Raw genomic sequence first — 10668 nt, forward strand, 5'->3', positions numbered from 1 at the left:
GAGATGGTCGGCTTGAATCGAGGCGACTACAATCCGCGGCTGTCCACGGTCAGGGTAACGGGCTCCCATCTTAACGGGCGGCCTGGCATCGTTTCGCCGGAGGCCAAGGAGTGGCTGGAGCGGTACCTGCGAGCACAGCCCTTCGAGCTTACGCCGAGCGCACCTTTGTTCGTTACGTCGCGGGGGACCCGCTTCAGCGCGAGATCGCTTCAACTGGCTTGCCGCCGGCTGCGACAGGCGACTGGAGTCGGTCCGGACGCCGTGCCTACGTCACTGCGCAACGCTCTCGCCGCGAACCTGGTCCGCTCCGGTGCGGCGCCCGAAGTGGTGGCAAAGACCTTGGGCATCGGCGTCGCCGCGGCGTGGCGCTACTTCGACGCGCCGGAGATGCTGTGATGTGCGCAGCGGCACGAATGCAGGAAAAACGCAAGAGCGCAAAATCTGGCGACAAACGTAGAGCGGTCCTGAGAATTTCTAGGAAATGCTCCGAAACGGCTCGAAGAAATCCACGGGATTCATTTCGCTAGGATTCCGGAAGGCCGATGGTATTCAATGAGATACGCCGCAGCGGCGACATCACGGGGATAGCGGAATGATCTAGTCAACGGACTATGCGCGACCGGAGCGGACTCCAGTCGCGCAGGTATCGAAGGATCTTCGGACCACGCCCGCAAAGCCGTTCCGAGAGATCCAAGTCCGCAAATCCGGACGAAAGTCCGGCATCGCTCGGCAGTAACGACCAAGAAGAACTCTTGGACGACAGGAGAATCGCACGTCCGATTCCAAGTCGCAAGCCCTTCTTGAATCCTTTCCGCCGAACAAAAGTCTCGCTGGGTATCGCTGCGCGAGTCCTTCGGACACGGCAAGAAAGGTCTGCGACAAGGTGCGTTCCGTCCATAACCATCTCTCCCCGATCGTCGAGCGCATCTTCGGTGCCATCGATCACGCGTTCGGAATCCCGACGCGGGTCTATCGCGACAACTCGCGCGAATTCTACAGCCTCAGCACTCTGGACTCTTTTGTCCAAGAGCAGGTCGATCTCGTTTGCGCAGACCTGCGCAAACGCCCCGACGAGGACACCGATGCCTAAGAAGATCGAGCGCGTCTGGACCGCCCTCTGCGACGGCGTCGAGGTCTTCCGCCTCGAAGCCAATGAGGCGACGCGCCGCGTGATCACTGGCCGCCGCAATCACGTCGTCGGCGGTCACTATTCGATGAAGATGAACGCCCACATCGTCCACGAAGGCGGCATCGAAGAGCGCTTCGTCCGGGTCTGCGACTACGTGCTCGGCGTCAAGCGGATCTGGGCCCAGCCGGAGACGATCCGGATGAACGTCTTTCCTGAGTTCGCGAACGAGATCTACACGCCCGACTTTCTCGTCGAGCACGACGCCGGCTTCGTCCGCTACGAAATCAAAGAGTGGCGCGAACTTCGTCCGCCGCGGCCGGCCGTCGGCGACGAAAAGGCGCAGAGGCGCTGGGATGACGCGGTCCTGCTCCGCGCGCGCCTCCGTCGCATCCGCGAGGCCTACCGGCGGGCTGGCCTTCCTTTCCGCGTCATCACGGAGCGCGGCATCGGCTTGCGTTGGGGGGATCGCGACGTCGTCGACGAGATCGCGGCCAACGACCGCTGGGACATCGAACCGGAGGAGCTCGACCGGCTCGTCACGGCGCTGAACGATGCCGGCGGCTCCCTGCCCCTGTCGCGCTGCCAAGCCCTCTTCGAGGAGGCGCCGCATCCGCGCGGCGTCGTGCTGTCGCGCATCCCGGAGCGCATCGTCTACATCGACCTATTCGCCCCGATCCGCCCCGAGACGATCGTCTACAAGGGAGCGATCTCATGCTGAAAATTCTCGATGCGAGGGAGGCCGCCGCCTTGTCCACGCCCGTGGACGAGGAACCGCGTCCCACCATCGACTACCTTCTCTTCGATAACTTGACGCCCAACCAGACTGTTCTCATCGACAGCAAACCTCACCAGTTCTTCAAGAAGATGGAGGGCGAAGGCCCCCACCTCCTCATCAACCACCATACCGGCGAGACCGCGCGCTTAACAACGACCCGGCTGATCGAGCTATTCCAGGAGGGGCGCTACTACAACCCTCTGAGGAAGCCGCCTCTGGTCGACGAGAAGAAGAGTATCGACGAAACACGCGCGTTGATCGGCAAGGTTTACCACACCCTCAACGCCAAGCCGCGCGGACGCGCGGCCGGCATCTGGCGTTACGTCGGCGCGTTCATCAACGAGATGCTCATCGCGCCGCCCGGGAAGCCGTTCTACCAGAACCATGCAAACGCTGAAGCGATCATAGAACGGGTCGACGGTACGATCGACCTCGAGAACCGGAAGCGGCCGCAAGGGAAGCAGATCAAGAAGCCCAAGAAGACGACGCGAACGGTTCTTCGCTGGGTGGCCGCCGAACTGGTGCACGGCATGCAGGAAGCCACCTTCGTGCACAAGAATGCGATCAAGTCCCGCGAGCAGAAGCTGCCCAAGGAGGTGTTTTCCATCATCTCCGCGACCATCCGTTACCTGGTCGAAATCTCGGCCGAGTTCGGCCCGACGAAGATTCAAATGTTCGCGAACCAGAGGATCGATGGCCGCAACGCGGAGATCCGGATCCGCAACGAAGAGATCAAAACGCTCATCGAGAACGGCGAACTTTCGGAAAGGCAGTTGCTCGATGAACTTCCGACCGTCGGTTTGACGACGGTACAGGTTCAGTACCGTCGTTTCGACGCGTGGATCAGGCTCGCAAAGGAGCAAGGTGTACAGGCTGCAGATCTTCAGTTCGGCGGCCAGGGAAGTTTCGAGCGTCCCAAACGCATCCTGGACGTTGTCGAGTACGATCACCACCAATTCGATTTCGCGGGCATCTTGGGCGAGACCCCGTTCGGTCGTGTCTGGTCGAAGGCCGGAATCGACAGGTTCTGGATTTGCCTCGGTTTGGATACCTACAGCGGGTACCCTGTCGGATTTTTTCCGTCGTTCGAACCAGGCGGGCTTTACCCAGCACTGGCCGCGATCGATCACGGGATCAAGGTCAAGACTTACGTCGATAAGCGATTTCCGCAGATTCGCGGATCTCTCCTGAGCTACGGCAAGCCAAGAAAGATCCGGTACGACAACGGGAAGGAGTTCGTTTCGGAACAGATGGCGCTGGCCTTGGCCCGCGTCAGGATCGGGTTCGAGATGGCGGTGCCCCATCAGCCGGACACCAAACCCTATGTGGAGCGGTTTTTCGGAACGCTCGAGTCGGATTTCGTGTCGTGGCTTAAGGGATCGACCGGATCCAGTCCGCAAAAGCGAGGCGCGCGCAAACCACTGCTCGACGCGTGCATCACGATCGACGACTTCATCATGCTGTTCCACCTCTGGCTGATCGAGGTCTACGCCCGGCGCAAGCAGGAAGGAATGGACTGGGACACTCCGGAAGAGCGGTGGCTCCGAGGTGCGTCGAGCGATTCTAGCCGCCCGCAGCCGCTCACCGCGGACGAAGCCAAGAAGTGGGACTTGATCCCGAGTTTGGAGTTGAAGCTTACCGCGGGCAAGGACGGCATCCTCTGGAACAACCTCGTCTATCAGTCACCGCAAATCCAGGCGATGCGAGCCCGATCGGGCAGCATGGGAAAGAGAAAGCGCACGAACACGCCAGTCACCGTGCGCATTCCGCTGGCGAACGTAGGCCGCTGCGTGGTGATCGATCACACTAGCCGCTTCCCCGGTAACGAACACCTCCCGGAGGAGTTCGTGGTGATGTCGACCGACGAGGAGGCGCACGGCCTCACAAAATTCCAGTGGGAGGCGCTGAGCAAACTGCGCCTCGCAAAGAAGCATGCCCCCACAGAGCATCCCTCCCACAGGGTCGGATTCAACCACCTCCTCGAGGAAGCACTGAAAGCTATGGGCGCGGTCCCGACCGGCGAGCGGCCTCCGGCGAAAGCCGTGCTCTCGAACGGGTACTATCCCCGTATAGCCGGTGTCCTCGGTCGAGGCGCCGAGGAGCATGCGCTCGCCGTCACCGATGAGTTGATCGAGAGGACCGGAATCTTCAGGCCGGCCTCCGCGACCGAAGAGGTTGTCCCGCCGCCTCCCGTTCATGCTGCTCGCGCAGAAGAGACATCCGCAAAGGATACGTCCGCACCGCGCAAGAAGCTCCGGTTCGGGGTGGACGCGCCGATCATCAGGTCGCAGTAAGCGCAAATGTCCGATCTGGAAAATATCCTCAATTCTCCGCTTGTTTTGAGCAAGCTCGACGACATTAGAGGCATCTTCGTGAGGCATACGAAGGCCGAAGAAGCGCGGGAGATGGTCTTGTTGTCGCTCGCGTTCGCCAAGCGCTTGCGCGAAAACTCGAGCACGTATCTCATCGGCTGGTCGCGTTGCGGAAAGAGTGAGATCGTCAAGCGAATGCTCACAGAACGCACCGGCAAGCCCGTATCGAAGGAAAAAATTCAGCTGCTTCAGGGCAACGGAAAGCGCTACCTGTACGTCGACCTCATGGGCGGATCGACGCCGCGGATATTGGCCCGGAAGATCAACTTTAAGATCTTCAACGATCGGCTCAGCCTGCGACTCGGCGAGGAGGAAGGCACCGACGCGCTCATCGCTAATCTCAATGACAACGAAGTGGACGCGGTCTTCCTAGATGAGGCGCAGAATCTCGCGGAGGACGGTGTGAAGAAGCTGGCGAGGTTCATTCTGGCGTTCGAGAACTCCTGCAACGCGCCCTTGTTCGTCGTGGGGCCCCCGGTCCTGACGAAGATGATGGTCAAGGCGGACGCGATGGGGCAGCGGTCCGGCGGCATGAAGATCCTTTCGCCCTTCGGCTTCGCGAACGACGCCCAACGGGAGGAACATGCGGCGTTTGTGGCCGCCTTCTCGGATGAGCTTCCCTTCGAATCGAACTGGTTTAAGGAGAACGAAGACGACCACCACATGCTGCGTGCGACGTTCTTCGCACAGCGCGGACGTCCCGGCCGACATTCGCTGCTGGTGGAGGCGGCGGTACCTCACGCCTTCATGCGGACCGGCGGGGTCGAGCCGAAGGAACTGACGAAAGAAGACATCGCCGCGGGTTTCGATCGCGTCTTTCTCAGCCAGGAGATCATGCAGGGCCGTAACCCATTTCGAGGCGAAGACTACAGCAGGCTTCCTTCGTTCCCGCTCAGCGTGGAACTGGAAGCGACCACCGAGTAGGTCCGACACGATGATTCCGAACACGCCGTGGCTCAAGACCGTATCGCAGTTCGACGACGAAGCCATCGCTTCCGTCGCGGTCCGGTTGGCTCCGATGGGGCGCATCGACGCCGACAAGCTGCTCCGGCTTCATCTCGACATGCCCTGGGAGTCAGTCTCGGCGATCGCCGGCAAACCCGAGGCAGTCGCCGAACTGGCAGCCTTGGGTTCGTTCGATCTCCAAAGGCTCTCGATCGGCGCTTATAAAATATTCAAAGATCGCATCGAATTCCTTGGTCGCGAACTGCCCGTGGGTTGGTTCTTGCCAGAGCGTCGTAGGGTCGCGCCCGCTCGTTTGGCCGCGGACGGCAACGATGCTCGCATCAGGAACCGCTGGCTTGTCTCGGCCTTTCCTTGCGACGTCGAGAGCGGCGAGGTGCTGCTCGACAGATGCCCGTCGTGCATCAACCTGTTGGGCTGGAGAAATATGACCAACGTTTGGTCCTGCCAGATCTGTGACTTCGACATGCGGACTGCGAGGCCAAAGGCCTGTCCGCATGAAATCGTCGCCGCTGCCAAGGAGCTGGCCGACTACATCTTTGACTATGATCTTAGATTGCCGGGTCCTCTCGGCGACCTGTCGTCGGTGGACATTCTCAAGCTCAGCGGATGGATGGCCTACTTTAGAGCTATTCCTCAGGAGCTCTTCCTCGGCATCACCGTGAAAAACGCCGCCGCAGGATTTTCGCAACTCAAGCGATGGCCTTGCTCGTTCGATGAGATTGTCCTCGACCTCCTCGGGGCCTCGACCGCAGCCGACCTGGCTGTCGGGGATACGATCTCGCGCTATAAGGCCGCCGCGGGGATCATGGCCTCCATCGACCGCCTGCCCTCGCTCAATGCCCGCGATATCCTGAAGTCACGCCTGATGGAACTTCTGCACCTCGGTCACGGCTTCGCCGAAGCCTTCCTCAACGTAACGGAACCGGTGCTGCCGCTCGGGCTCGCTATTTCAGGGCTCGACCGTCGACGATCGAGTAAAGCCGCTCGAGCCAAGACCGACCGAGGTCTAATCCCGTCGGATTGAACACGTAAACTTTGCCCTCGCGCGTCTCTTTCTCCGCAACCAGCCCGATGGTGTGCAGGATTTCCATCACCTCGACGATGCGAGCGGTGGAGGTGTCCAAGACCAGCAGCAGATCCCCACGCGAGCAAGGACCATGGGCCAAGGTTTCAAGGATCTTGCGGGTATTGACATTGGCGAGGGCCTGGAACACCCGCGTCAGAAAAAGCTGGTTGTTAGGATCGTCAAAGTCGACCATGCCAAACCTCTGTCGGTTAGCACGCCACGACTTCCGAGCGCGCTGCGGCCTAGCGAGACCGCGCTCTTAACCCGACCCTAAAGCGCCCGAAAGTCAACGGAACGGCCATCCGGGAGCCGGGAAAACCCACCTCTTTTGGACGTGTCAACAGTGCCAAAATGGAGTTTCAGAAATGACGGCAGTGCCAAATTTGAGTCTTGAGTGCCAAAATCTGCTAACTGCATGAAAAAAAAGACTGAACAAACCTAGGCACATAGCGTGTGGATAAATCGGCTCTAGTGCCAAAATCTAGCGCGGATTACACTGGCTGTCTGGCTGCAAAAAATCCCTCCCACCTGTCGACGGTCCGCGTCGCAGCGGTGGCTGCGTCGCGACTCATCGCAGCTGAGCAGCCTCTCGGGATGGAGCATCCGAGCGCTTCTGGTTGGCCATCAGGACGGCGCCGCGAAGTCATAGGAGATGCGTCCGGCGGGGAGATAGAACAGCGCGATGACGGCGCCGCCGCGGACCTCGGGATAGTGGCGGCTGCCGGGATCGGGCGCGGTCCAGCCGGGCCCCTGCCAGCCCTGCAGGCCCTTCAACTCGGCGCCCTTGTCCAGCGGAACGACCAGGTTCAGCTCCCCGTATGGATGACCATGATACTGCCCGCGCAGCACGTCGTGGTCGTCCTCATCCTTGAAGCGGCGCGGATCGGCGCTGTTCATGTAGACGGCCGTGATGCTGAACTGGAACGTCTCGGGCACCGGTTCCAGAATGCGGCTGCGCCGGTAGTTCGGACCTTCGACCTCCTGGTTGGCTGCCCACCCTTCGTCGATCCCGAGCCTGATCAGGCGCGCGAGGTCCTGGTAGAGCTGGCTGCCCTCGCCGTATTTCTGATTGAGCCATCGCTCCATCGCCGCGCCCGGCGTCATGTCCTTGACCTCGCGCAGAAACGGAATGCTGCGCTCGATCAGCTCGTCTCGGCTTCCCATGGCCTTGTTCCTTCCATTTGACGTGCACTCTGTTCTTCGAAGCCCGCGAAAGAGGCGAACTCGGCGAGGTCGGCGCGTGGCATCAGCCTGCCCTTGGCGGCGTCCCTGGCGTGGCCGATCGAGATGCCGCAAACGACCATCTGTTCGGTTGGGATCGAGAGCAGCTGGCGCAGGATCCGGTGGTATTTCGAGAATGTCTCCTGCGGGCAGGACTGGAGCCCGTGGCCTGCGGCAGCCAACAGCACATTTTGGACGAACATGCCGAGGTCGAGCCAGCTTCCGACCTGCAGGCGTCGATCGATCGTGACGATCAACCCGACGGGCGCGCCGAAGAATGCATAGTTCTTGGCGGTCTGGTCGTTTCTTGCCCCGAGGTCGGTCTGGGCGATGCCGAGCGAGCCATAGAACAGCCGGCCAAACTCCTGGCGGCGTTGCTGGTAAGGTTCGGGCAGGTCGCTGGCGTAGTAGCTGTACTCCGACACGTGCTCGTCGCGGGCGGTTTCGTGCGCCTCGCGCAATGCCCCAGACACCTTGTCCTTGGTTGCGCCCGCCAACACGTAGACGTGCCAGGGCTGAATGTTGGCGCCGCTTGGTGCGAACCGCGCCACGCGCAGGATCTGCTCGATGGTCCCTCGCCCGATCGGCGCGTCCGCGAAGTCGCGGCACGCAAAGCGGCCTGCAATGATCTCGTCGATCGGGCTTCGTGCAGCCGCGCCCGCGCCGGTCATGGCTTCTTCAGGAGCGGACATCCGCCCTGCTCCATTGGCCGGAAAGCCTCGTCACCAGGTATCGTTGCCAGCAACTCATAATAGTCGAACTTGTGTTTCGACTGCTCGGGCGTCTTGACGCGAAACAGATACATGTCGCGGACCAGCCGGCCGTCCTCGCGGATCCGCCCATTCTTGGTCATGAAGTCGTTCACGGGCATGTCGCGCATCCTGGCGGCGACGGTCGGCCCGTCCAGCGTACCGGCTGCCTGGGCCGCCTTGAGATAGTGCATTACCGCGCCATAGGTGCCGGCGTGGATCATGGTCGGGACCTTCTGGGTCTTGGCGACGAAGCGCTTCGACCAGGCCCGCGTGTCGTCGTTCAGGTCCCAATAGAACGCCGAGCTCAGCATCAGGCCCTGGGCGCTCTGCAGCCCGAGGCTGTGAATGTCGGCAATGAAGACGAGCAGCCCGACCAGCTTCTGCCGTTGCGTGATGCCGAATTCGCCGGCCTGCTTGACCGCGTTGATGAAGTCGCCACCGGCGTCGGCCAGCGCGATCACGTCCGCCTTCGACGACTGCGCCTGGAGCAGAAAGGATGAGAAATCCGGCGTGTTGATCGGGTGTTTCACCGCGCCAGCCACCTTGCTGCCCATGGCATCGACGACCTTGCGGCTGTCAGCCTCCAGCTGAGCGCCGAGGGAATAGTCGACCGAGATGAAGTACCATGACTTCGCTCCGAGGCGCGACACTGCCCGCGTCGTTCCCTGCGACAACGCATAGGTGTCGTAAGTCCAATGAATTCCCGTCGGCGAGCATTCGTCGCCGGTCAGGCGGGACGTGGCGGCGCCGGTGGCGAGGAACAGCTTCTTCTTGTCGCGCGTGATGCCCTGCACGGCCAACGCGACGGCAGAATTCGGCACATCGAGGATGACCTCGACGTTCTCGTTCTCGATCCAGCGGCGGACGATCGTGCCTCCCACATCGGCCTTGTTCTGGTGGTCGCCTGAAACGACCTGGATGCTGCGGCCGAGCACCTGACCACCGAAATCGTCGACGGCCATTTGCGCCGCGACCACCGAGCCTTGGCCGCCATTGTCGGCGTAGAGCGAGGACATGTCGGTGAGGACGCCAAGCTTCACTGGACCATCTTGCGCAATGGCCGGCAGCGGTAACAACACCAGTACAAGTGCAAAAACGCCGATCGACTTCCCGCAAGATCTCATTGCCCGTCTCCTCCAGATCCGGCGCCGGGATCATGACGGGATCGTTCGATTGCGGAAGTGAAACTCTTGCAGAGTGATCCTGAGCCGGCTTCATTTTGGGGGTCCGAGCGGCCGGGCTTCGGCGCTCCGGGGCCCTGCTCGGTTGCGTCGGCTGCGTGGTTGGCCTTAACTGCAAGCGATCGCTGTAACGCAACGGCGCGCGATCCGCCTCGAGACGGTGCTGCGCGTGGCTGTTTCCTTCAAGACTCTTGACCTGAACCTGCTCAAGGTCTTCGACGCCGTGATGGAGGAGCGCAGCGTGCTGCGGGCAAGCCAGAGGGTGGCGCTCAGTCAATCCGCCGTGAGCCATTCGCTCGCTCGTCTCCGCGAGATGCTTGAAGATGATCTGTTCGTGCGCACAGCAGCCGGCATGCAGCCGACGGCGCGCGCATTGACGATGGCGCCGCAGATTCGCGGGGCACTGCGATCGCTCGAGGCGGCGGTCGAGCAGCCGCGCTTCGTTCCAGCGGCTTCCACGCGTCAGTTCACCCTCGCCGCCAACGACTTTACCACGATGGTGCTGGCCTCCCCGCTCCTGAAGATACTCAAGGCTGAAGCGCCGGCGATCGATCTGATCATCAAGCCGGTGACACGGATCGACCTCGCCGAGCAGATCGACCTTGGCCGCATCGATGTTGCGATCGGTGTCTTCTCGGATCCGCCGAGCCGGTTCCGCAGTTCGCTGCTGTTCGAATATGACGACGTGCTGATCGTCGGCGGCAAGCGCAAGCTCGGCCGAATCACCAACGCGAGCCTGGCGCGTATGCCGCTGGTCGTCGTGTCCTTCGGCGGCGAGCAGGAGGGAGCGATCGGCGGCTTCATCTCCGAGCGCGGCCTCGCCAGGCGATCGGAAATGTATGACCGCGCAGCCCTGGAACGAGCCCTGTCCGAAAGCGACCAGCCACCGCGCATCGCGGTGTCGCTGCCGCATTTCCTTGCCCTGCCCGCCCTGCTCGCAGATTCCGAACTGGCGGCCATCGTGCCACGTCCGTTGGCGCGGGCGTTCGAACGCGCACATGCCATCATAAGCTACGAGCTGCCTTACACCACGAGCCCGGTCGAAGTCCGGCTGTTGTGGCACGAACGTATCGAGGGCGAGCCAGCGCATGACTGGCTTCATGACATTCTCAGGCGCGCGACCGAAGACCTCCGGCGGGGACGCTAACGAGCTGAAGACGCTCGCCCGTCCGGCCATCGATACGTCAGGGCGCGAGGTCCCTCGCC

General features: G+C 61.7%; 11 protein-coding genes. 7 read left to right on the top strand and 4 right to left on the bottom strand.

The features are described from left to right. From JHD07_RS05395 to JHD07_RS05420, 6 genes are all read left to right on the top strand, one after another. Nucleotides 1-396: tyrosine-type recombinase/integrase (locus JHD07_RS05395; RefSeq protein ID WP_291619745.1), on the top strand; the 396-nt coding region annotated here is incomplete at its 5' end. A gap of 487 nt (nt 397-883) precedes the next feature. Continuing rightward, nucleotides 884-1090, top strand: coding sequence for a hypothetical protein (locus JHD07_RS05400; RefSeq protein ID WP_028136464.1), 207 nt, complete (start codon nt 884-886; stop codon nt 1088-1090). Further along, nucleotides 1083-1847: a hypothetical protein gene (locus tag JHD07_RS05405; protein ID WP_028136465.1), complete on the top strand. Its 765-nt coding sequence runs from the start codon at nt 1083-1085 to the stop codon at nt 1845-1847. The genes JHD07_RS05400 and JHD07_RS05405 overlap by 8 nt, the downstream gene beginning before the upstream one ends. Further along, nucleotides 1841-4198, top strand: a complete 2358-nt coding sequence (locus tag JHD07_RS05410; protein ID WP_028136466.1) for a DDE-type integrase/transposase/recombinase — start codon at nt 1841-1843, stop codon at nt 4196-4198. Before JHD07_RS05405 ends, JHD07_RS05410 begins: the two co-directional genes overlap by 7 nt. Before the next feature lie 6 nt (nt 4199-4204). Then, nucleotides 4205-5200, top strand: coding sequence for an ATP-binding protein (locus tag JHD07_RS05415; RefSeq protein ID WP_028136467.1), 996 nt, complete (start codon nt 4205-4207; stop codon nt 5198-5200). A 10-nt stretch (nt 5201-5210) separates the two neighbouring features. Next, complete coding sequence (locus JHD07_RS05420) at nt 5211-6266, top strand: TniQ family protein (RefSeq protein WP_028136468.1); 1056 nt, start codon at nt 5211-5213, stop codon at nt 6264-6266. Here JHD07_RS05420 and JHD07_RS05425 read toward each other — a convergent pair. The 4 genes from JHD07_RS05425 to JHD07_RS05440 all read right to left on the bottom strand — a co-directional run bounded on the left by JHD07_RS05425 (nt 6187) and on the right by JHD07_RS05440 (nt 9321). Further along, entirely contained in the window at nt 6187-6501 is a 315-nt protein-coding gene (locus JHD07_RS05425; RefSeq protein WP_151650248.1) for a hypothetical protein, read from the bottom strand. The two genes, JHD07_RS05420 and JHD07_RS05425, sit on opposite strands and share 80 nt — an antisense overlap. A gap of 431 nt (nt 6502-6932) precedes the next feature. After that, nucleotides 6933-7472, bottom strand: a complete 540-nt coding sequence (locus JHD07_RS05430) for a DUF4863 family protein (protein WP_291619756.1) — start codon at nt 7470-7472, stop codon at nt 6933-6935. Beyond that, nucleotides 7451-8221 carry a nitroreductase gene (locus JHD07_RS05435; protein ID WP_291619759.1) on the bottom strand — a complete coding sequence of 257 codons (771 nt, stop codon included), beginning with the start codon at nt 8219-8221 and terminating at the stop codon, nt 7451-7453. The genes JHD07_RS05430 and JHD07_RS05435 overlap by 22 nt, the downstream gene beginning before the upstream one ends. Then, nucleotides 8197-9321, bottom strand: a complete 1125-nt coding sequence (locus tag JHD07_RS05440; RefSeq protein WP_291619760.1) for an ABC transporter substrate-binding protein — start codon at nt 9319-9321, stop codon at nt 8197-8199. The genes JHD07_RS05435 and JHD07_RS05440 overlap by 25 nt, the downstream gene beginning before the upstream one ends. A 310-nt stretch (nt 9322-9631) precedes the next feature. Between JHD07_RS05440 and JHD07_RS05445 the strand changes: the two genes are divergently transcribed. Beyond that, nucleotides 9632-10609 carry a LysR family transcriptional regulator gene (locus JHD07_RS05445; protein ID WP_291619762.1) on the top strand — a complete coding sequence of 326 codons (978 nt, stop codon included), beginning with the start codon at nt 9632-9634 and terminating at the stop codon, nt 10607-10609. Nucleotides 10610-10668: the final 59 nt, after the last annotated feature.

This window comes from Bradyrhizobium sp., from assembly GCF_016462955.1.
Taxonomy (GTDB): Bacteria; Pseudomonadota; Alphaproteobacteria; order Rhizobiales; family Xanthobacteraceae; genus Bradyrhizobium.

Excerpts from the sequence above, each read along its gene's own strand:
- JHD07_RS05435 (WP_291619759.1), bottom strand. The coding sequence starts at position 8,221 with ATGTCCGCTCCTGAAGAAGCCATGACCGGCGCGGGCGCGGCTGCACGA.
- JHD07_RS05430 (WP_291619756.1), bottom strand. The coding sequence starts at position 7,472 with ATGGGAAGCCGAGACGAGCTGATCGAGCGCAGCATTCCGTTTCTGCGC.
- JHD07_RS05425 (WP_151650248.1), bottom strand. The coding sequence starts at position 6,501 with ATGGTCGACTTTGACGATCCTAACAACCAGCTTTTTCTGACGCGGGTG.
- JHD07_RS05415 (WP_028136467.1), top strand. The coding sequence starts at position 4,205 with ATGTCCGATCTGGAAAATATCCTCAATTCTCCGCTTGTTTTGAGCAAG.
- JHD07_RS05405 (WP_028136465.1), top strand. The coding sequence starts at position 1,083 with ATGCCTAAGAAGATCGAGCGCGTCTGGACCGCCCTCTGCGACGGCGTC.
- JHD07_RS05410 (WP_028136466.1), top strand. The coding sequence starts at position 1,841 with ATGCTGAAAATTCTCGATGCGAGGGAGGCCGCCGCCTTGTCCACGCCC.
- JHD07_RS05420 (WP_028136468.1), top strand. The coding sequence starts at position 5,211 with ATGATTCCGAACACGCCGTGGCTCAAGACCGTATCGCAGTTCGACGAC.